We start from the raw sequence: 19,919 nt of genomic DNA, 5'->3' as shown, positions 1-19,919 counted from the left end.
GCGGCCGGGTCATGGTTTTGCTTCGGTTTCCGCATGTGCAGCCTTATGTTATACAGGGACATACTTCCGGCGAATATGCCGGGCGCCCTGGGCTATCCCCGGCCACATTTGACTAGAGGATTTCCATGACGGCCGCGAACGAGAATTCCCGCTCCTCCCTGGCGGCTGCGCTTCCCTCGGTGAACGCCCCCGGTTTCATGTGGTTCATTCTGCTTCTGGCCGGGTCGATCCCGATCTTCTGGATCGGCTTCGTCTCGCTGGCGAAGGCCTGGTCCACGCCGGAATACAGCCATGGGCCGCTCATACCGCTGATCTCGCTCTACCTCTTCCTGCGGGAGTTGCGGCAGATGCCGCCGCCCGCGGCCGAGGTACGGGACCGCTGGCCGGGACTCCTCGTCATCCTGCTGGGCCTCACGGTTGCGCTGTTCGGCAACCTCACCCGCATTCCCGATATCGTCACCTATGCGATGATCATCTGGGTGGGTGGTGTGGTCCTCACCGTCTTCGGCTGGGAGCGGGGCAAGCATCATCAGCTTCCTGTCCTGCACCTGATCTTCATGCTGCCGCTGCCACAGTTCCTCTACTGGCACCTGACGATCTTCCTGCAGGGGATCTCGTCGGAGATCGGCGTGTGGTTCGTGCGCCTTGCCGGTGTGCCGGTCTATCTCGAAGGCAATGTGATCGACCTCGGGGTCTACAAGCTGCAGGTGGCGGAAGCCTGTTCGGGCCTGCGCTACCTGTTCCCGATCCTGAGCTTCACCTATCTCTTCGCCATCCTCTATCGCGGCCCCTTCTGGCACAAGGCTGTGCTGATGCTGTCGGCCGTGCCGCTCACCGTGCTGATGAACTCCTTCCGCATCGGGGTGATCGGGGTGCTGGTGAACTCCTACGGTATCGAGCATGCCGAAGGGTTCCTGCACTTCTTCGAAGGCTGGGTGATCTTCATCGCCTGTATCGGCATCCTGTTCCTGATGGCGATGGGCCTGCAACGGCTGACGCGGAACCCGCTGCCGCTGGCGGAGGCGATCGACCTCGACACCCGCGGCATGGCGCCGCTCATGGGGCGCATCCTGTCGATCCGCCCCTCGAAGGCGCTGGCGGCGGGGGCACTGCTGACGCTTGCCCTGTCGGCGGGCTGGGCGCTGCATGGCGGGCCGCAGGCCCAGCAGATGGACCGGGAGCCCTTCGCGCTCTTCCCCCGGCAATTCGGGGAATGGTCGGGCGCGGCCTCCGGTCTCGACCCGGAGATCGAGCGGGTGCTGGCCGCGACCGATTACATGAACGCCGCCTATACCGCACCGGGCGAGAAGGACTATGTGCATTTCTTCTCGGCCTATTACGAGAAGCAGACGGAAGGCGCCGGCATCCACTCGCCGGAAGTCTGTCTCCCGGTCGGGGGCTGGGAGATCTTCACCTTCCAGCCGCACGAGGTGAGCTTCCCGGGAACGCCCTACGGTACCTTCACCGTGAACCGGGCGGTAATCCAGAAAGGGTTGTCCAAACAGCTCGTCTATTACTGGTTCGAGCAGCGCGGCAAGCGGATGACCAACGATTATCTCGCCAAGGCCAGCGTCGTCTGGGACAGCCTGACCCGCGGCCGTACGGACGGGGCGCTGGTGCGCTATGTCACCCCGATCGGCACGAACGAGAGCGAGGCCGACGCCGATGCCCGCATTCAGCGGCTGATGGCGAAAAGCCTGAACGTCCTGCCCCGCTACATTCCGTTCTGACTTGCTGAAGGCAAACTGAACAACCCGGCTCCGGCCGGGTTTTCTGCGTTGCAGCATCCCGAGCGCGGCGAATCCCCCTTGTTCGGACACAACTTTCCAAAACGAAAGTATTCAACAGTTCACCTGCAAGCAGGTGGATGAAAGAGAATTTTCAATCTTAAGACGAAGATGATTACCTCCCTCATTTCGCGCCTCAGGATAAAAGTTATTAAAAATAACACCTTTACGGCGAGCGCATCGGGCTATTCCAGCGAACAAGTTCAAGAAATTCCGATCTTTTGTGCCATATCGGGGACAAAGGCGCTCTCTTAAGCGCAAGCAGCTGAGTTTTATTAATAAACTAGGAAATATTAAAAAAACCGCTGTCACGCCGCATCGCAACATGTTAATAATTGACATAAGCGTGATGAACTCGGCTCCGGCCCCTGAGCCGATTGGCAGAATTATGGAGAGAAACATGTTGAAGAAGGTTGTTACGGCTGCCCTCATCGCCGCGGCCTCCGCTGCCTCGGCAAATGCTGCTGTCATTTATGCAAGCAGCGTGGTTTCGGCTAAACAGAAGGGCTATGTTGCGCCGGTGCGCAGCAACCCGATCGCAGCAACGGGTGCCGAGGATGGGAGCTTCTACTCCCTCGGCTTCGGTGGCAGCATCGTGCTCGGCTTCTCGAGCCTGGTGAGCGGCGCTGGGAAGGTGTTCGAAGTCACCAACCTCCCGCGGGAAACCTATATCGAGAGCGCGATCTTCTCGGTCAGCCTCGACGGAAAATCCTGGACCACTCTGGGGGAATACTCCAACCAGGTCAGCTCGCTCTATTCGGCGACGCCGTTCCTCTTCCTCAAGGTGGAGGACACCAGCCCGGTGATCGCCGGCCATGGCCGTGACGGCTATGACATCGACGCCATCGGCTTCGAAGAATATGTCGCCGCGGTTCCGCTTCCGGCGGCGGGCCTGCTGCTGATCGGTGGTCTGGCCGGCCTGGGCGCCATAAAGCGCCGCAAAGCGGCCTGAGCCTCAAGAAACGATTTTCGGAACGCCGGTGCGATTGCGCCGGCGTTTTGCTTTCCGGGCTGCTTCCAAGGTTTCCCTTGCATCCTGGGCGTTGCTGGATCACCTCTCAGGCATCATGCGGCCCGACAAACCCCTTCCCGCCCGTCAGCGTCCCCGCTTCCCGCGGCGGGAGGGCATTCTGACAGACCGAATGCGCGCCATGCCGGTGGTGCTCGTGCTGTTCGTGGCCTGCCTGATCCCGGAACTCATTCTCTCCGGAGCTGATTACGGGCTTTGGGGCGATCCCGGCTGGCGGCTCTGGGCCTGGCAGCATGGCGGCTTCTGGACGGGGCTTCTGGGCAACTGGCGGCCCAACTATGCCGCGCAACCCTGGCTCATGTTCCTGACCTACGGCTTCCTGCACGGGGGGATGATCCATTTCGGGGTGAACATGCTCACCCTGTTCTCTCTTGCGCCGCCGCTGGTGGAGCGGATGGGGCAGGGACGGTTCCTGCTGCTCTACATGGCCTCCATGATCGGTGGCGGTCTGGGCTTTGCGCTGCTGTCCCAGTCCCCGCAGCCGATGGTGGGGGCGTCGGGGGCGCTGTTCGGGCTGGCGGGCGCGGTCATGGCGCTGAGCTGGCAATATCTGCGGGCACGGGGGGAGAGCCTCAGGCCGGTGATCCGGTCCCTTCTGTGGCTTGCCGGGCTGAACCTGGTCCTCTGGTGGGCGATGAGCGGGATGCTGGCCTGGGAAACCCATCTGGGTGGTTTCGTCGTCGGCTGGCTCATGGGCCTGTGGCTGGTGAGGGATGGGCGATAGCTGCATTGCAGCGACTTGTCATGCTCCGGCTCTGCTGGCAGGCTGCCATGACGACTTCGGAGAGATATCTTTGACGAAACATGTATTGGTCACTGGCGGAGCAGGGTATATCGGTTCCCATGCCTGCAAGGCATTACAGCGCGCCGGCTATGTGCCCGTCACCTACGACAGCCTGGTTACCGGCTGGCAGCAGGCGGTGCGCTTTGGCCCGTTCGAGCAGGGCGACCTCGCCGACAGGGCGCGGCTGGATGAGGTCTTTGCCAGGTGGAGGCCGGTCGCGGTGATGCATTTCGCCGCCCTCTCCCAGGTGGGAGAGGCGATGCGGGAGCCGGGGAAATACTGGCGCGGCAATGTCGCTGCCTCCCTCACCCTGCTGGAGGCGGCAGTGGCGGCGGGCTGCCTCGACGTGGTGTTCTCCTCCACCTGCGCGACCTATGGCGATCAAGACGGCGTGGTACTGACGGAGGAGACCCCGCAGGCGCCGATCAACGCCTATGGCGCCTCCAAGCGCGCGATCGAGGACATGTTGCGCGACTTCGGCGCGGCCTACGGACTGCGCTCGGTGATCTTCCGCTACTTCAACGTGGCGGGGGCCGATCCGGAGGCGGAGGTGGGCGAGTTCCACGACCCCGAGACGCATCTGATCCCGCTGATCCTTGAGGCGATCTCCGGCAGGCGCCCGGCGCTCACCGTCTTCGGCACCGATTACCCGACGCGGGACGGCACCTGCATCCGCGACTATGTGCATGTCTCGGACCTGGTGGATGCCCATGTGCTCGGCGTGAAGGCGCTGGAAGCGGGACGGGTGGCGGATGGCGGGGTGGAGGTCTTCTGCCTCGGCTCCGGCAGCGGTTTCTCCGTCCGGGAGGTGATCGAGGAGGCCCGTCGCATCACCAATCGCGAGGTGCCGGTGGTCCTGGGGGAGCGGCGCGCGGGCGATGCCGTGGCGCTGGTCTGCGGCAGCGAGAAGGCGGGGCGCGAACTGGGCTGGACCCCGGCCCGCTCCGACCTCGGCACCATGATCGAGGATGCCTGGCGGTCCTATCGCACTGTGGGCTGGGACAGGACGGTGGCGGGTGGCCCGGCGCTGGAGAATGCCTGAGCCGGGCGCGTGATCCTGCGCCCCTCCGGCACGACCCTGCCCGGAGACGGCGAAAGAGCGACGGGCCCCGCCACCGGGCATGGTCCCTCCCGTCCGGTCGGTGCACCCGGATCCATGCCGCCATGCCGCCTCTCCTGCCAGCAGAGCTCCGCCGAAGTGCGGGCAGGGGATGTCACAATCGCGATTGGCTGTGCCGGCGCGGGTTTTCTTGGCGGGATGACGTGTATATTCACCTCCCGAGGGGCGGGACACCCGCGGGATTCGGAACAATAAAAGGAACGACATGCGCCAGCATGCCATCTTCTTCTGCCTCCCGCTGATCCTGACTGCCTGCACGGATGGTTTCGTCTATTTCCCCGTCGATGAAAGCGGCCAGGAGCGTGCGGCGCAGGAGGAGAATGTCGATATCATCCGTCTGACCCCGGATAATATCGCAAGCTTCGCTCAGCCCACCAAGGGCCATGTCGCCACCAGCATGCCGCGGGGCGGGCGCTGGAACTATCTCGTCGGGCCGGGCGACATTCTTGACATCATCGTCTTCGATCATCCGGAGCTGACGCTCCCTGCCGGGCCGCAGCGGGCGGCGGAGGATTCCGGTTTCCGCGTGCAGGCGGACGGCAGTTTCTTCTACCCCTTCATCGGCCAGGTCCGGGCCGAGGGCCGCCCGCTCGAGCAGATCCGCGAGGAGGTGACGCGGCGGCTGGCCGAATACGTCCCGGAGCCGCAGCTCGAGGTGCGTGTCGCCGCCTTCAACTCCCAGAGCGTCGTCGTCTCGGGCGAGGTGAAGATGCCGCAGCGGCTGGAGATGACGACCAGTCCCCGCACGCTGCTGGAAGCGATCAGCGAGGCGGGCGGTTTCACCGAGAATGCCGACATGCGCCGCGTCCGCGTCCAGCGCGGCAGCCAGTTCTACGACGTGGATGTGGAGGGCTATCTCTCCGCCGGAATGGCCGCCAACAACCCGATGCTCCGGTCGGGGGATGTGGTCTCCGTGCTGCGCAAACGCGCGCAGGAGGCCTATCTGATGGGCGAGATATCGGAGGCGGGGCCGGTCGACCTGTCGCTCGACACCGTCTCTCTCACCCAGGCGCTGGCCCTGCAGAAGGGTGTGCGCTCCACCCGGTCCGATGCGCGCGGCGTCTTTGTCTTCCGCAACGTGCGGGGGCGCATGACCGTCTTCCAGCTCGAGACGAGTTCCCCCACCGGGCTGCTGCTTGGCACGCGCTTCGTGCTGGAGCCGGGCGATGTCGTCTATGTCACGCGCAACCCGCTGCAACGCTGGAACGACACGATCTCCAAACTGCTGCCGACGGTGCAGGCGACGAATGTGGTCGCGGCGACCGACAATGCGCTGAACTGATCCTGGAAGAGCCCATGATTTCGAATGTGATGGTCGTCTGCGTCGGCAATATCTGCCGTTCCCCGCTGGGAGAGCGCGTGCTGCAGGCGGGTCTGCCGGGGGTCAGAGTGACTTCGGCGGGGATCGGGGCGCTGGTCGGCCATGCCGCGGATCCGCTGGCCGCGGAGGTGGCAGCGGAGCATGGCATCTCGCTCGAAGGCCATGTGGCGCGGCAGTTCACCGCCGAACTGGGCGGCACGCAGGATCTGATCCTGGTCATGGAGCCGGGGCACAAGGCGGAGATCACCCGCCTGGCCCCCGCGCTGTCGGGCCGCGTGATGCTGTTCGATCAATGGACCGGCGCCAAGGGGATCGCCGACCCTTATCAGCGGTCGCGGGAATTCCACGAGGCCGTGCATGGGGAAATCGCGGCGGCGGCGCAGGGCTGGATCGCCCGGCTCGGCCCCCGGCCTAGTTCCCGCCCAGGTTCAGGTTCCGGAGCCGGGGCATGAGCCCGAAGCCCCCGCGCGAGGCGGAAGCGAAGGAAGTCGATCTCGCCGCGCTGGCCGAGGAGCTTTGGGCCGCCAAGGGCAAGGTCGCTGGATTTACCGCGGCCGGGCTGCTCGCGGGGGTTCTCTACATCTTCCTCACCGCCCCCACCTATGAGGCGGATGCGCTGATCCAGCTGGAACCGAAGACCGGCAACCTCGCCGTGCCCTCGGGGCTTTCCGATCTGATGGGCGGTGGTCAGACCCAGGCCACGACCGAACGGGAACTGATCATGTCGCGTCTGGTGCTGAACCAGGCGGTGGCGGATGTGCATCTGGAATGGACAGCCCGGCCCCGGCAGTTCCCGGTGATCGGCTATGCGCTGCGGTCCCGCGCGCTGCCCTTCAAGGGAATGAGTTTTCTGCGGCCCTATGCCCAAGGGGGGGAGCGGATCCGCCTCGATCTGCTCGCCGTGCCGCCGCACTGGACGGGAGAAACCTTCACCCTCACCAAGGGCGACGGGGATACCTTCCGCGTGACCACCCCCGACGGCCGCCTGTTCGAGGGCCGCGTGGGGGAAGTCCTGCAGGATACCGATATCGGCTTCGCCCTCCGCGTGGGGGAATTGGAAGGCCAGCCGGGACGGCAGTTCGAGATCGCCCACCGCGAGACGCAGGATGTCATCGAAGGGCTTCGCCGGTCCCTGTCGGTTGCCGAAAAGACCCGCGATTCCGGCATCCTGGAGTTGTCCTTCACCTCCCGCGACCGGGTGGAGGCGCAGCGCACGCTGGCCGCCATCGCGCAGGCCTATGTCCGCCAGAATGTGGAGCGCTCTGCCGCGCAGGCAGAAAACAGCCTTGGCTTCATCCAGCAGCAGATCCCCAAGGCCCGGCAGGACATGCTGGATGCACAGGACCGGCTGAACACCTATCGCGAGTCGCAGCGTTCCGTCGATATCCAGTTCGAGACACAGAACCTGCTGACCCAGATCGGCACGCTGGAGACCGAACTTCGTGAACTCCGCTCGCAGGAGGACGAGGTCGCCGATCTCTATACCAAGAACCACCCGCGCTACCGCCAGCTTCTGGCGCAGCGGGAGCGGCTGGAGGATCAGCTCAACAAGCTGCGGGGGGAGATCGGCACCCTGCCCGACACGCAGCGGGAGATCCTGAACTACACCCATGACGTGGAAATGGCGCAGGAGATCTATACCGAGCTTCTGACCCGCGCGCAGGAAGTGGATGTCATGCGCGCCTCCACCGTCGGCAATGTGCGGATCGTCGATCCGGCAGAGACCCAGATCCGTCCCGTGGCGCCCCGCAAGGCGCGCGTTCTCGCTCTTGCCCTGTTGCTGGGCGGAATGCTGGGGGCGGGCTATGTGCTGCTGCGGAACTGGCTGCGGAAGGGTATTCAGAGCGCTTCCGACCTGGAGGACATGGGTCTCACGGTCTTTGCCACCATCAACAAGAGCCCGGATGCCGAAAGGCCGGAAGGCGGGCGCGGCGGGCGCGTTCCGCTGCTGGCGGCAACCAAGCCCACCGACCTTGCCGTGGAGGGGCTGCGTTCGCTCCGCACGGGGCTGCATTTCGGGATGCTGGACGCCCCCTCCCGCACGCTGGCCATCACCTCCACCGCGCCGGGTGCGGGCAAGAGCTTCCTGTCGGCCAACTTCGCCGTCGTCTCCGCCCAGGCGGGACAGTCGGTCTGCCTGATCGACGCGGACATGCGGCGCGGGCGCCTGCGGCGGATGTTCGACGTGCCCCGCGATGCACCGGGCTTTGCCGATATCCTGACCGGACAGGCGCGGCTTGAGGATGTGCTGGTGCCAACCGGGGTGCAGGGGCTGGTTTTCCTGCCTGCAGGCAAGTTCCCCCCGAACCCGGCGGAATTGCTGCTGCGCCCGACGCTTCCGGCGCTCATCCGCGAGCTGGACCAGCGGTTCGATCTGTCGATCTTCGACTGCCCCCCGGTTCTGGCGGTCACCGATCCGGTCATCATCGCCAAGGCAGCGGGGGCGAGCCTGCTCGTCGCCCGCTTCGACGAGACGCCGGAGGGCGAGATCCGCGCGGCTCAGGCCGCGATGGAGGCGGCAGGCACCGGCTTCAAGGGCGCGGTTTTCAATGCCTATGATCACCGCAAGGCCAAATCGGCGCAGAGCTATTCCTATCGCTATGAATACAAGGCGAAGGAGGAGTAACCTCCCTTTCGCCCGGAAAATGAAAGGCAAAAGATCGCCGATGGCGGCACAGGAGCAACATGGTCTGATGTGCCTGGGCCGCAAAACGATAAACATGGGTCGGCGACCGTTGCCGTTTGCCAATCATGAGCGATAATGATGGGCGTAGTTCGTGAGCCGTGCAGGACAATCGAATGAGACTTTACACCGGCAGGGCCTCCATGAATGCCTCCGGGTAGACGGTCCGGAGGGATGAGCCGGCGCCGGATGAAAAGGGCGGTCGTTCCTCCCCTTCCTTCAGGGCACCTGTCAGACTTGGGACAGCCCTGGAGGCAGTCCTCCACGATCCAGCCTCCTCGGAGGCCTTCTTTCCGGGCTGTCGCGGCCCGGTGCAGCGGGCAGTATTTCCAATGTGGCGGGATATCACCCGCCCACCTCAAGGTTCCGGCATGATCTTCGTCAACGCATTCGCCTTCGCGATCCTGGCAAGTTGCCTGTTCGCCACCGTTCTCGTCCTGACGCGCCATTTGCATGGGCATCTGACCCTCGACAGTCAGGTGGGCGTGCAGAAGCTCCATGCCGTGCCGACCCCGCGGGTCGGCGGGCTTGCCCTCATGGTCGGTGCGCTGGCGGGTGGTTTTGCCCTGCCGGATGGCGGGCGGGAGCTGTGGTGGATGATCTGTCTTGCTGCGATCCCCGCCTTCGCCTCCGGGCTGATCGAGGACGTGACCAAGCGGGTGGGCGTACGCACCCGCCTGCTGGCCACCATCCTGTCGGGGCTGATCTTCTGCCTGCTCTCGGGCTACGCCATCCGGGGGGTGGACCTGCCGGGGGTGGACATGCTGCTGGCCATCGGCCCGATTGCCGTGCTCTTCACCGCCTTCGCCATTGGCGGCATCGCCAATGCGCTGAACATCATCGACGGGGTGAACGGGCTGGCTTCGGGGACGGCGATCATCATCCTCGCCGGCTTCGGGCTCATCGCCTGGCAGACGGGGGATACGGCGATCATGGGTGTCTGCCTTGTCGCCATCGGGGCCATCGCCGGGTTCTTCCTGCTGAACTATCCGCTCGGGCTGATCTTCTTCGGCGATGCCGGCGCCTATGGGACGGGCTATCTGCTGGCGGTTCTCGCCGTCGCGCTCCCTGCCCGCAACCCGGAGATCTCGCCGATCATCGGCATCCTGCTCCTGGCCTATCCGATGATCGAGACCTTCGTGTCGATCCACCGCCGCACCGTGCGGACCGGCAGCCATCCCGGCCAGCCCGACCGGTTGCATCTGCACAGCCTCGTCTATCGCAGCCTCGCCCGCCGTATCGCACGGGGGCTGGGCAGGCCCCAGCTGCGCAACCCCGTGGCCAGCACGATCCTCTGGGCCTTCCCGCTGCTGTCCACCGTATTGGCGGTGTTCTGTGCGAAAAGCTCGCTCGCCATCTGGGGGGCGCTGCTCGTGGTGGCCTGCTGCTACCTGCTGCTCTACCGCCGCGTGGCGCTGCTGCGCGGCCGGGGCGGGAATGGTCCTTCCGGGCGGAACATCCGTCCGCATCATCCTGCGGCCCATCCGGCCGAATAGGCCGCAAGGAGCGGCGTATCATCCCCTGAGCGGGATGCGTGCTCCGGCCGGGACAGCGCCACCCTTTTCCGCGACGACCCGGCGGACGATCTCCAGATAGCTTTTCGCGCGTTCGGTGGGGCTCATACCTGCAAAACCCTGCGCGCGGATCATCTCCCGCTCCTCATCCGACGGGGGGGTGGCCAGTCCTTCGGCGATACAGGCGGCCGCTGCCTCCGGTGCATGGGGGTCGAAATAGCGCGCGAAGGGTCCGCAGATGTCCCTTACGAAGGGCCGGTCGGAAGCGAACACCCGCAGCCCCATCGCCATCGCCTCCAGCGGCATGACGGAGAAGCATTCGAGCAGGCTCGGGAAGATCGCGGCGTCCAGCCCCGCGTAGAAGGAGGGGCACTGGGCGAGGTCGAGCGGCCCGACATTGGTGACCGCGCTTCGGAACTCCGGGCTGCGTGCCTGCCATTCTGCTTCCGTCAGGGTGACGAGGAACTCCACCGCAATCCCATGCCGTTCACGGAGCGCGCGCGCCACCTCCGGCAGGATGGACAGGTTCTTGTGCGGGTAATCCCGGCCAAGAAAACCGATGCGCAGCCCCTTACGCTCCGGCAGCGCCACCGGCCGCCAAATCTCCAGCTGACGGAAGATGTCGCTCACGCAGTTCGAGACCACGCTCACCTGTCCTTCGCGGAACAGCCCGCGGGCGACGAGCCGCTCCTTCACATGCCCGGCCTCCACGATGGCATGGTCGGCATTCCGCCGCAGGATCGCCGCCTGCAGGCCGTATTTCAGCCGCGATTTCGCTTTGGCGAGCGGGGAAAGGCCTTTGTAGATGTCATTGTCGGGATAGATGATCCACGGCTGGGCAAAGCCCATCACGCTCACTTTCGGGCGGCGGCGGGCATAGAGCGGGCCGAATATGGTAAAGACCGCATCGGCCCGCGCGATCTCCTCATCCAGCACGGGGTCGAAGGGCGAGAGACCGGGAACGGAGCGCACCCGGTAGCGCGCAAAGGCGCCCGTGTCGCAGCCGATCTGGGCAAGGTTGCGGTCCACCCCCTCGCAGGCGAGCACGCTGATCTCCATTCCCTCCGGGCCGAGGCGCGCGATTTCGTCGATGGCGGAGATGCCGACCTGCACCACCCCGCCGACACGGAGGTTGGAAGCATTGATCAGAAGGCGAAAGGTCATGGGATATCCGGGCTGGGATCAGGGGATGTAATAGCCATCGCCCCAGGCATAGATGTTCTCGACGAAGGGGATGGTCTTCAGGCTGAAATAGACCAGAAGCGCCAGCATCAGCGGATGACTGGCCCGCCGCTCCGTCACGGCAAGGTAGAGCAGGAATGTGACTGCCATGACGTTGATGCGGGAGGCCCCGAAGACCGCCGCCGCCATCGCGATCGGAATGAGACCCACCAGGAATGCCTGCTTCCGGCGGAGCACGACCACTCCCACGATGATGAGCAGCCCCATGCTGGCCAGTTCGGCCACCCCGCCCCCCTGATACGCGGCCATCTTGCCCTGAATGGCGGGCAGGAAGCGCAGCACAAAGAGCAGAAATCCGATGATGGCGACCGGAATCCCCATGAGGATGAGAAGCAGCTGTAACGGGGTGACGTAGCGGCGCAGGAAGTCGGCAGACCCGACACGCAGACCCGCCCCCGCCGCGATCAGCAGGAAGGACTGGAAATGCGCCGTCATGGATATGAACAGGATCAGCGCCCTTTTCCACCCCGACACCAGCATGGCGAGCGTCAGCAGGATATAGGCGAGCTTCAGGCGTTCGAGCGACGTGAACAGCGTGATGAGGTAGAAGTTCGTAAAGATGAGAGCGGTCGGCAGCACACCAGCCCGATAGCGACGCAGGAACAGGAAAAGGACCAGCGCCAGTATTCCGTTCATCACGGAAATCACGACATCCTTGTCCAGCCCCGCGCTGGAGGTGACCCACATCAGATAGCCATAGAGCGGTTCGGCCGAGCCGGTGGTCATCGCCTGAACGATCGGCACGGCATCGGCCCGCACACCCCGTACCTCGTCATAGAAGGCGCGGTAGTTGAGCTGGTCTCCCCCTGTATAGGCTCCCAGCAGCGAGAGGGAGATGCCGAAGGCCACCAGGAAGACGAGCATCCCCGCCAGCAGATCGGCCCCCCTGAGGCCTGCCCGGAAAGGCTGTGCGACCGGACTGGCGTCAATGGCGCGGCTCGTCATCGCTTTCCCATGCTTGGCCTCCGGGGCGGGGTGCCGCCGGTGGCGGTACTATATGCAGCCCCGCTGCCGAGGTCGAGCCGACAGGGCGTCACGACCGGATGAGGACCTGCGCGCCGGAGCGGGCGGTCACGGTGCATCTGCGCCTGACGATTTTGTGGCATCGGAGCGGCGCGCGCCCGAAGCAGGAGGAGGGAGGCCGATGCGACTGGCCGTGTGCATCCCTGCTTCAGGAAATGCCGTACTCAAAATACCAGACTCAAATACCGGGCTCCCACGAAATACTGGGCTCCCACGAAATACCGGCCTCAGCGAAATACCGGGCTCACAGGCGGGCCGTGGCCATGCGGGCCTCCGGGATATTCTGTCGGGGGAGACCGGGGGGAGAGATCCGTGGGGGGAGATCGGGGAGAGAGGCCATCGGTTTCGCCCTCCCGGTCGGGTCGGTATGGGGATCCGGGAGGGAGAGGCAAGGAAGGCCCGTGGTCAGGCCCCTGCCTGCCCCTGCCCGGGTACCCCCTTGCCTGCTGCTTCTCCCTACCCCCCCGTGTCGCGTCCTGCCCAGCCTGCCCCCGCCCAGCCTGCCCCCACCCAGTCTCCACCTACCCACTCTCCTCCCGCCCGGCCTCCTCCTGCACCGCCTCGTCCTGCCCGGTGCAATCGACACCAGGCCACCCGCCATGGCAAAGCCGGTCACCGATATCGTGAGGGCGCCGCACTCCATCCCCTTCCGTGACATGGGGCCATTGGCGATTAAGGGTCGGGAGCCGGTCGAGGCGAAGCGGCCCCTTCCGCCTGCTTCCGCGCCAGGCGCAGCAATCCGCCTGCCCGCCCCTTCCCTTCCCTTTCCATGACGGCCCGCCCGTGCTAGGCGGCAGAACCAACCGAAGGCCCAGGATACCCGAGCCACCGCATGAAGATTTCCGCCGTCATGGCCTGCTACAATTCCGGGGCGACGGTCGCGCGGGCGGTTGAGAGTTTTCTCCTTCAGGACCATGCGGAGCGGGAGCTTGTCGTGGTGGACGGTGCGTCGAAGGACGAGACCTGTGCCGTGGTGGAGGGGTTCGCCAGCCCGCTCATCAGTCTCGCCTCCGGGCCGGATCGCGGCATCTACGACGCGATCAACAAGGGTATCGCCCGGGCGGAGGGAGAGGTGATCGGTATCCTGCACTCCAATGACCGTTACGCCCATCCGCATGTCCTCTCCCGCGTGGCGGAAGCCTTTGCGGGGGGTGATCTCGATGCGGTCTTTGCCGATGTGACCTTTCATCCGCCCGGCCAGCCGGACCGGGTGATCCGGCGCTATGACAGTTCCCACTTCCGGCCCGAGCGGATCGCGGCGGGGGCGATGCCCGCCCATACCGCGCTGTTCCTTCATCGCCGTGTGTTCGAGGCGCATGGTCTTTACCGGACAGATTACCGCATCGCCGGGGATTTCGAATTCGTGGCCCGCGTGTTCCGGAAGGGCGACATCCGCTGGCGGCATGTCCCGGAGGTCTGGGTCAGGATGGAGGCGGGCGGCGCCAGCACCTCGGGGCTGAGGAGCAAGATCCTCGGCACGCAGGAAGTGCGCCGCGCCTGCCGGGAGAACGGCATTGCCACCAGCTATCCGCGCATCCTGTCGAAATATCCCCGCAAGCTTCTGGAACTGGTCCGGCACTGACATGACCTGTCTCCCGGACAATTGCCCTTGCGGCATTCGCCATTCCCGTAGAGCCGGCCTGCCCGGCCGCGCTTCTGCAGCCCGCCCCGCCCGCCCGCAGGAGGTGCCGCTCTTCGTCCGTCGGCGTCCCGCGGTTATTTCCGCTCTTGTCCGCGCCCGGCGGATTTTCACGATAACCGCCTGCAGTCCGCGGGCGCCTTCCAGCCATCCCCGCCCGCTTTCAGCCAGGAGACCCCGATGAAAAAGGCCCTTATCACAGGTATCACCGGCCAGGACGGCTCCTATCTGGCGGAATTCCTGCTCGCCAAGGGCTATGAAGTCCATGGGATCAAGCGCCGCGCCTCGCTGTTCAACACCCAGCGGATCGACCACATCTATGAAGACCCGCACAACCCGGACCCGCGGCTGAAGCTGCATTACGGCGACCTCACCGACACGTCGAACCTGACGCGCATCCTGCGCGAGGTGGAGCCCGACGAGGTCTACAACCTCGGCGCGCAATCCCATGTCGCGGTGAGCTTCGAGGCGCCGGAATACACCGCCGACGTGGATGCGATCGGCACGCTGCGGCTTCTGGAGGCGATCCGCTTCCTCGGGCTGGAGCAGAAGACCCGCTTCTACCAGGCCTCCACCTCCGAACTCTACGGGCTGGTGCAGGAGATCCCGCAGAAGGAGACGACCCCCTTCCATCCGCGCAGCCCTTACGCGGTGGCCAAGATGTATGCCTACTGGATCGCGGTGAACTACCGCGAGGCCTATGGGATCTATGCCTGCAACGGCATCCTCTTCAATCATGAGAGCCCCCGCCGCGGCGAGACCTTCGTGACGCGCAAGATCACCCGGGGCCTGGCCAACATCGCGCAGGGGCTGGAGCAGTGCCTCTACATGGGCAATATCGACAGCCTGCGCGACTGGGGCCATGCCAAGGACTATGTCCGCATGCAGTGGATGATGCTCCAGCAGGAGGCGGCGGAGGATTTCGTCATCGCCACCGGCAAGCAGTATTCGGTGCGCGAATTCATCCGCTGGTCGGCGGCAGAGCTGGGGCTGACGCTGGAGTTCACCGGGACCGGCGTGGAGGAGGTGGCGACCGTCACCGCCATTACGGGGGACAAGGCGCCCGACGTGAAGACGGGCCAGGTCATCATGCGCATCGACCCGCGCTATTTCCGCCCGGCCGAGGTGGAGACGCTGCTCGGCGATCCGACCAAGGCCAAGGAGAAGCTCGGCTGGGTGCCGGAGATCACCGCGCAGGAGATGTGCGCCGAGATGGTGGCCGAGGATCTGCAATCCGCCCGCCGTCACCGGCTGCTGCGGGAGCATGGCTTCCACGCGCCGGTCTCGGTCGAAGCGTAAGGGGCGGGACATGAAATACTACGTCGCCGGACATCGCGGCATGGTGGGGGGGGCGATCCTGCGCCGCCTGCAGGCCCGGGGGGCGGATGTCGTCACCCGCACCCATGCCGAACTCGACCTGACCGACCAGGCCGCAGTGCGGGCCTTCATGGCGGAGGAAAAGCCCGATGCCGTGATCCTCGCCGCGGCCAAGGTGGGCGGCATCCATGCCAACAACACCTACCCGGCCGAGTTCATCTATGAAAACCTGATGATGGAGGCGAATGTCATCCATCAGGCCCACAAGGCGGGCGTGCAGCATCTGCTGTTCCTGGGATCCTCCTGCATCTATCCCCGCGCCGTCGCTCAGCCGATGGCGGAGGATGCGCTGCTGACCGGGGTGCTGGAGCCCACGAACGAACCCTATGCGGTTGCCAAGATCGCGGGGATCAAGCTCTGCGAGAGCTACAACCGGCAATACGGCACCGACTACCGCTCGGTGATGCCCACGAACCTCTATGGTCCGGGCGACAACTTCCACCCCGAGAACAGCCATGTCATGCCCGCCCTCATCCGCCGCTTCCATGAGGCCGCGCGCGAGGGCCGCGACGAGGTGGTGATCTGGGGCACCGGCACGCCCATGCGCGAATTCCTGCATGTGGATGACATGGCGGAGGCCTCGCTCTTTGTCCTGGGCCTGCCCCGCGCGGTCTATGAGGCGAATACCGAGCCGATGCTGTCCCATATCAACGTAGGGACAGGTCAGGACGTGACCATCGCGGAGCTGGCCGCGATGATCGCGAAGGTCACCGGCTTCGAGGGCCGTATTTCCTTCGACACGACGAAACCCGACGGGACGGCGCGGAAGCTCATGGATGTCTCCCGCCTCGCCGCGATGGGCTGGCAGGCGCAGACCGGGCTGGAGGATGGCCTGCGCGATACCTACGGCTGGTTCAAGGATCATACCACCGCGCTGCGGGAGGCCTGATCCCCGATGAGCCATCCCGTATCTCCGCCCGAGGCCGCACTCCCGGATACCCGAAACCCCGATCCCCGCAACCCCGCAGGGGAAGCCCCGCGGGGTGTGGAGCCGGGTGTAAAGCCGGCCGGTTCCCTGCCGCGGCTCGTCTTCCTGTGGGAGAACTTCGGCCCCATGCATGCCGACCGCTGCGACGCCGTGGCAGCGGAGGTCCGCGGAGAGGCGGAGGTGGTGGGCCTCGAACTCTATGGGCAGAGCGACACCTATGACTGGGTGCCGGAGACGGGCGAGGGCTTCCGCAAGGTGACGCTCCATCCCGCGTCCCGCCCGACGGGGCTGGCGCTCCTGCGCTCTCTCGCGGCTTTCCGGCGGCGGGAGGGGCGGGCCATCTGGTTCATGTGCCACTACAGCTGGATGCCGGTCTTTGCCTTTGCCTGCCTGCTGCGGCTGCGGGGGGACCGGGTCTATACCATGGGCTGCTCGAAGTTTGACGACATGCCGCGCAGGCCCTTCCGCGAATGGGTGAAATCGTGGTTCTTGAAACCCTATCAGGGGGCGATCGGATCGGGCTTCAGGACGCGGGACTATTTCCGGTTTCTCGGAATCCCGGAGAAGCGGATCACGGGGGTATATAATACCGTCTCTCTGGACCGCATCCGCCGGATGTCGGAGGGCCAGCCAGCCCCGGAAGGTATCCCGTTCGGGGAACGGCATTTCACCATCGTGGCCCGGCTCGTGCCGAAGAAGAACCTCTTCGTGGCGCTGGAGGCCTATGCGCTCTATGCCGCTGCCGATCCCGCGCCGCGCCCGCTCCATCTCTGCGGCTCCGGCCCGCTGGAGGCAGAACTGCGCGCCCGGGCCGAGGCGCTCGGCATTGCGGAGCGCGTGATATTCCACGGCTTCTTGCAGACCGATGCCATCGCGCGATTGCTCACCTCCACCCTGGCCCTCGTGCTGACAAGTACCGAGGAGCAGTTCGGAAACGTGGTGATCGAGGCGCAGGCGATGGGTGTGCCCTCAATCCTCTCCGATATCTGCGGCGCGCGGGACAGCCTGGTGCGCACCGGCGTGAACGGCTTCGTGGTGGAGCCGGACAATCCGGAGGGCTTCGCCTTCTTCATGCGTCTCCTGGCCACGGACCGCGATCTGTGGGAACGCCAGTGCCGCGGCGCCGCCGACTACGCCCCCCGCGGCGACGTGCCCGCCTTCGCCGCCGGCGTGCGGGAACTGATGAAGTGAGCTGACGGCTCCGCCCCGCGGGGGAGCCGGGCAGAAGCCGTGAAGATCATCCCAGAAGCGCGCGTTTTACCCGGGCGGCAAGGCCGAGCGTCATGACGGCCGGCCAGAGCGCGGACCCGGTGTTTCGCCGGTAGAAGGCTGCATGTTGCCGCCAGCTGTCCGGCCCCCCGAAATGTTTCTTCCAGCGTTTCGAAAGGGTCGAAAGATCCGCCGGGGGATTGCGGCTCGCATATCCGACCGGATTGCCGATCACGATACGGCGCACGCCGTTCCGGCCAAGCCCGTAACCCAGGTCGATATCGCCATAGGTGTGGTTGTAGCTTGGGCTGAGCCCCCCGAGCGCCTCGAACGCGACCCCGGGCACCATGACGAAGTTGCCGTTGAACGTGTCGCAGGCGATGTCCTGGCCCTTGGGAAAGACCGGCGCGACGGTCAGGGGGAAATGCCGCGATTTCCGGGCGTAGCCGCTGTATGTCGGCTCCCGGCTGTCGGGGTCGAGGAAGGAGCCGACACAGGCCGTCGGAGCTTCGCGATTGTAAGCGTCATAACGGGAAATGAAATCGACCACCGCCTCCCGGATCAGTACGGAATCGTCATTGTAGAGCAGATAGGCATCCCACGGCCCCTCTTCCCGGGCGGCGGCCTGGGCGCGGCGCATCCCCTGGTTCCAGAAGAGGTTTCCCGTTCCCTCTATGACCCGCACATCCGGAAAGCGGGTGCGAACCGCTTCCGCCGTTCCGTCGGGAGAGGCATCGTCGAGCAGGTATATCTTCCACTCCAGCCCCGGTGCGGAGGCGAGCGCGTTCCGCAGGCTTTCAAGGCCCTGGAGCGTGACGGCAACACGATTGAAGCTGGCGCACAGGATGGCAAGTCTCATGAGGGATTACCTACAGGCCGGAGATCGAAACGGAAAGGGAGCAGAGGCGGAGGATCACGTTGGTGCCTGCTGGTGCAGGAAGCGCTCGTTCATCCGTCTGAGGATGATACTGCCCAGGCCCGTTCCTGCGGAAATGGCCGCCACCGTGCCGTAGGGCCCGAAGATTTGCCCGATCACGAACCCCAGCGCGAAGGTCAGGGCAAGGGTGGCAAGGGCCGTCCAGATATTGTGGCGGAGATTTCCCGTCACGAAGCCTATCGATGCGCCGGGCGCATTGAGGAGGGCTGTGAGGATCCCCAGGGTCAGGATCACCGTGAACGCCCAGTAGCGCAGATCCACGTGCCCGAGCCAGAGCCAGGAGGCAACCGGTGCACCGAGGCAGATCGCCACGCCGACCGCGACTGTCACCTGCGCGGTGCGGCGCAGGATACGGCGATAGAGGGCACGGCTTGCTTCCGGATCGGTCTTGGTCTGATAGCTGAACGCGGGCATGGAGGCCTGAATGCTGGCCATCACGACGGAGCGGGGCAGCATGACCGTCTTGTAGGCCAGTTCGTAGATCCCCTGAAGCGCGGCATCGCCGAACAGGCTGACGAGCAGTTTCGTGGCAGGCTCGAAGAAGTTGGACAGCGTGCTCGCCACCTGAGCGCGCAGGCTGTAGCCGAGCATCTCGCGGAACCGCTCGCGGTTGAAGTGATACGGCACCCACCCGGCGGAAGGCACCCAGTGATGCAGCAGAAGCCACCCGACAATCGCCAGGGCGAGGTGCATCGCGATCTGGGCCCAGGCCAGTCCCAGCAGGCTGAAGGCCGGAATGAGCAGGAGGGCCAACAGAAGCTGCAGGATGTTTCCCGCCACGGAAAGCCGGGCCGCCACATAGCCGGCATGAAGGCCCTGAAGACTGCCCAGAACGATCCAGGACAGGTTGCTCAGAAAAGACAGAAGAAACAGCCAGGGAAGCAGCGCTTCCCCCTCCGCCAGATGATCGGCCGAGACAAGATAAGGCAGGGCCCATGTCAGGATGAGCCAGCCAAGAAGATTCAGCAGTCCGAAGATGGCGCTGTTGGAAAGTATCCCCGTTTCGATCGTATCCCGGATGACTTCCTGCTCATGATCCAGATCATGCCGTGCCACGAACCTCAACGTGGCCGTGGCAAGGCCCAGATCGCCAAGCCGGATCAGCGAGGTCCAGGCAAGCAGGAGAGACCATGTTCCGACAGCCTCGATCCCGCTGCGCTCGATCAGGATGCGGTAGGTCAGGAAGGTGAGAGCCAGGCTGACGGCGAAGGAGAACGCCTGATGGAGGACATTCTTCCTCAGGTTGAAGCGGGCTTCCGTCATGACAGATGCTGGTTCCCGGGGCGCAGATCGGCAGGGATCCCGTCAGGGCGGGACAGGGTCGC

The 19,919-nt window shown here is 65.1% G+C and carries 16 protein-coding genes; 12 read left to right on the top strand and 4 right to left on the bottom strand.

Going from position 1 to position 19,919, the window contains the following annotated elements:
* Window positions 1-125: 125 nt before the first annotated feature.
* The 8 genes from xrtD to CN97_RS16140 all read left to right on the top strand — a co-directional run bounded on the left by xrtD (window position 126) and on the right by CN97_RS16140 (window position 10,221).
* Window positions 126-1,730 carry a VPLPA-CTERM-specific exosortase XrtD gene (gene xrtD, locus CN97_RS16175; protein ID WP_035713549.1) on the top strand — a complete coding sequence of 535 codons (1,605 nt, stop codon included), beginning with the start codon at window positions 126-128 and terminating at the stop codon, window positions 1,728-1,730.
* 457 nt (window positions 1,731-2,187) lie between these two features.
* Window positions 2,188-2,739 (top strand): VPLPA-CTERM sorting domain-containing protein, encoded by a 552-nt coding sequence (locus CN97_RS16170; protein ID WP_035713547.1) that lies wholly within the window; start codon window positions 2,188-2,190, stop codon window positions 2,737-2,739.
* Between the two features lie 115 nt (window positions 2,740-2,854).
* Window positions 2,855-3,541 carry a rhomboid family intramembrane serine protease gene (locus tag CN97_RS16165; RefSeq protein WP_248700107.1) on the top strand — a complete coding sequence of 229 codons (687 nt, stop codon included), beginning with the start codon at window positions 2,855-2,857 and terminating at the stop codon, window positions 3,539-3,541.
* A gap of 70 nt (window positions 3,542-3,611) precedes the next feature.
* Entirely contained in the window at window positions 3,612-4,643 is a 1,032-nt protein-coding gene (galE, locus tag CN97_RS16160) for a UDP-glucose 4-epimerase GalE (protein ID WP_051911324.1), read from the top strand.
* Between the two features lie 283 nt (window positions 4,644-4,926).
* Window positions 4,927-6,003: a polysaccharide biosynthesis/export family protein gene (locus CN97_RS16155; RefSeq protein WP_035713543.1), complete on the top strand. Its 1,077-nt coding sequence runs from the start codon at window positions 4,927-4,929 to the stop codon at window positions 6,001-6,003.
* Between the two features lie 14 nt (window positions 6,004-6,017).
* Window positions 6,018-6,494 (top strand): arsenate reductase/protein-tyrosine-phosphatase family protein, encoded by a 477-nt coding sequence (locus tag CN97_RS16150; RefSeq protein ID WP_051911323.1) that lies wholly within the window; start codon window positions 6,018-6,020, stop codon window positions 6,492-6,494.
* Complete coding sequence (locus CN97_RS16145) at window positions 6,491-8,668, top strand: polysaccharide biosynthesis tyrosine autokinase (protein WP_035713541.1); 2,178 nt, start codon at window positions 6,491-6,493, stop codon at window positions 8,666-8,668. The genes CN97_RS16150 and CN97_RS16145 overlap by 4 nt, the downstream gene beginning before the upstream one ends.
* Before the next feature lie 428 nt (window positions 8,669-9,096).
* Window positions 9,097-10,221, top strand: coding sequence for an MraY family glycosyltransferase (locus tag CN97_RS16140; RefSeq protein ID WP_084684215.1), 1,125 nt, complete (start codon window positions 9,097-9,099; stop codon window positions 10,219-10,221).
* Between the two features lie 18 nt (window positions 10,222-10,239).
* Here CN97_RS16140 and CN97_RS16135 read toward each other — a convergent pair whose 3' ends face one another.
* Window positions 10,240-11,403 carry a glycosyltransferase family 4 protein gene (locus CN97_RS16135; RefSeq protein ID WP_051911322.1) on the bottom strand — a complete coding sequence of 388 codons (1,164 nt, stop codon included), beginning with the start codon at window positions 11,401-11,403 and terminating at the stop codon, window positions 10,240-10,242.
* Between the two features lie 18 nt (window positions 11,404-11,421).
* On the bottom strand, window positions 11,422-12,426 hold the full coding sequence (locus CN97_RS16130) for an EpsG family protein (RefSeq protein ID WP_035713539.1): 1,005 nt from the start codon (window positions 12,424-12,426) through the stop codon (window positions 11,422-11,424).
* Between the two features lie 910 nt (window positions 12,427-13,336).
* On the opposite strand from CN97_RS16130, the gene CN97_RS16125 reads away from it, so the two are divergent.
* The 4 genes from CN97_RS16125 (at window position 13,337) to CN97_RS16110 (ending at window position 17,639) form a co-directional block, all read left to right on the top strand.
* Window positions 13,337-14,086: a glycosyltransferase family 2 protein gene (locus CN97_RS16125; protein ID WP_035713538.1), complete on the top strand. Its 750-nt coding sequence runs from the start codon at window positions 13,337-13,339 to the stop codon at window positions 14,084-14,086.
* A 237-nt stretch (window positions 14,087-14,323) separates the two neighbouring features.
* The gene (gmd, locus tag CN97_RS16120) at window positions 14,324-15,442 is read left to right on the top strand and encodes a GDP-mannose 4,6-dehydratase (protein ID WP_035713535.1); all 1,119 of its coding nucleotides are present in this window, start codon (window positions 14,324-14,326) and stop codon (window positions 15,440-15,442) included.
* A 10-nt stretch (window positions 15,443-15,452) separates the two neighbouring features.
* Window positions 15,453-16,409, top strand: coding sequence for a GDP-L-fucose synthase (fcl, locus tag CN97_RS16115; RefSeq protein ID WP_035713533.1), 957 nt, complete (start codon window positions 15,453-15,455; stop codon window positions 16,407-16,409).
* A gap of 6 nt (window positions 16,410-16,415) precedes the next feature.
* On the top strand, window positions 16,416-17,639 hold the full coding sequence (locus tag CN97_RS16110; RefSeq protein WP_084684214.1) for a glycosyltransferase: 1,224 nt from the start codon (window positions 16,416-16,418) through the stop codon (window positions 17,637-17,639).
* Window positions 17,640-17,685: 46 nt separating this feature from the next.
* Here the strand turns inward: CN97_RS16110 and CN97_RS16105 are convergent, their stop codons facing one another.
* Together CN97_RS16105 and CN97_RS16100 are read right to left on the bottom strand one after the other, a co-directional pair.
* Complete coding sequence (locus tag CN97_RS16105) at window positions 17,686-18,516, bottom strand: glycosyltransferase family 2 protein (protein WP_035713530.1); 831 nt, start codon at window positions 18,514-18,516, stop codon at window positions 17,686-17,688.
* Window positions 18,517-18,570: 54 nt separating this feature from the next.
* The gene (locus CN97_RS16100) at window positions 18,571-19,857 is read right to left on the bottom strand and encodes a lipopolysaccharide biosynthesis protein (RefSeq protein WP_035713528.1); all 1,287 of its coding nucleotides are present in this window, start codon (window positions 19,855-19,857) and stop codon (window positions 18,571-18,573) included.
* Between the last annotated feature and the right edge of the window lie 62 nt (window positions 19,858-19,919).

Origin of the sequence: Haematobacter massiliensis (assembly GCF_000740795.1) — a bacterium.
GTDB classification, from domain to species: Bacteria; Pseudomonadota; Alphaproteobacteria; order Rhodobacterales; family Rhodobacteraceae; genus Haematobacter; species Haematobacter massiliensis.
Note: the sequence above shows the minus strand (reverse complement) of the source record. Positions and strands in the feature narration are given on the sequence as shown.

Bases quoted from the DNA above. Each gene is read 5' to 3' on its own strand.
- CN97_RS16145 (WP_035713541.1), top strand. From the start codon at position 6,491: ATGAGCCCGAAGCCCCCGCGCGAGGCGGAAGCGAAGGAAGTCGATCTC.
- CN97_RS16135 (WP_051911322.1), bottom strand. From the start codon at position 11,403: ATGACCTTTCGCCTTCTGATCAATGCTTCCAACCTCCGTGTCGGCGGG.
- CN97_RS16100 (WP_035713528.1), bottom strand. From the start codon at position 19,857: ATGACGGAAGCCCGCTTCAACCTGAGGAAGAATGTCCTCCATCAGGCG.
- gmd (WP_035713535.1), top strand. From the start codon at position 14,324: ATGAAAAAGGCCCTTATCACAGGTATCACCGGCCAGGACGGCTCCTAT.
- CN97_RS16110 (WP_084684214.1), top strand. From the start codon at position 16,416: ATGAGCCATCCCGTATCTCCGCCCGAGGCCGCACTCCCGGATACCCGA.
- CN97_RS16125 (WP_035713538.1), top strand. From the start codon at position 13,337: ATGAAGATTTCCGCCGTCATGGCCTGCTACAATTCCGGGGCGACGGTC.
- CN97_RS16140 (WP_084684215.1), top strand. From the start codon at position 9,097: ATGATCTTCGTCAACGCATTCGCCTTCGCGATCCTGGCAAGTTGCCTG.
- CN97_RS16150 (WP_051911323.1), top strand. From the start codon at position 6,018: ATGATTTCGAATGTGATGGTCGTCTGCGTCGGCAATATCTGCCGTTCC.
- CN97_RS16170 (WP_035713547.1), top strand. From the start codon at position 2,188: ATGTTGAAGAAGGTTGTTACGGCTGCCCTCATCGCCGCGGCCTCCGCT.
- CN97_RS16155 (WP_035713543.1), top strand. From the start codon at position 4,927: ATGCGCCAGCATGCCATCTTCTTCTGCCTCCCGCTGATCCTGACTGCC.
- CN97_RS16130 (WP_035713539.1), bottom strand. From the start codon at position 12,426: ATGACGAGCCGCGCCATTGACGCCAGTCCGGTCGCACAGCCTTTCCGG.
- xrtD (WP_035713549.1), top strand. From the start codon at position 126: ATGACGGCCGCGAACGAGAATTCCCGCTCCTCCCTGGCGGCTGCGCTT.
- CN97_RS16165 (WP_248700107.1), top strand. From the start codon at position 2,855: ATGCGGCCCGACAAACCCCTTCCCGCCCGTCAGCGTCCCCGCTTCCCG.
- fcl (WP_035713533.1), top strand. From the start codon at position 15,453: ATGAAATACTACGTCGCCGGACATCGCGGCATGGTGGGGGGGGCGATC.
- CN97_RS16105 (WP_035713530.1), bottom strand. From the start codon at position 18,516: ATGAGACTTGCCATCCTGTGCGCCAGCTTCAATCGTGTTGCCGTCACG.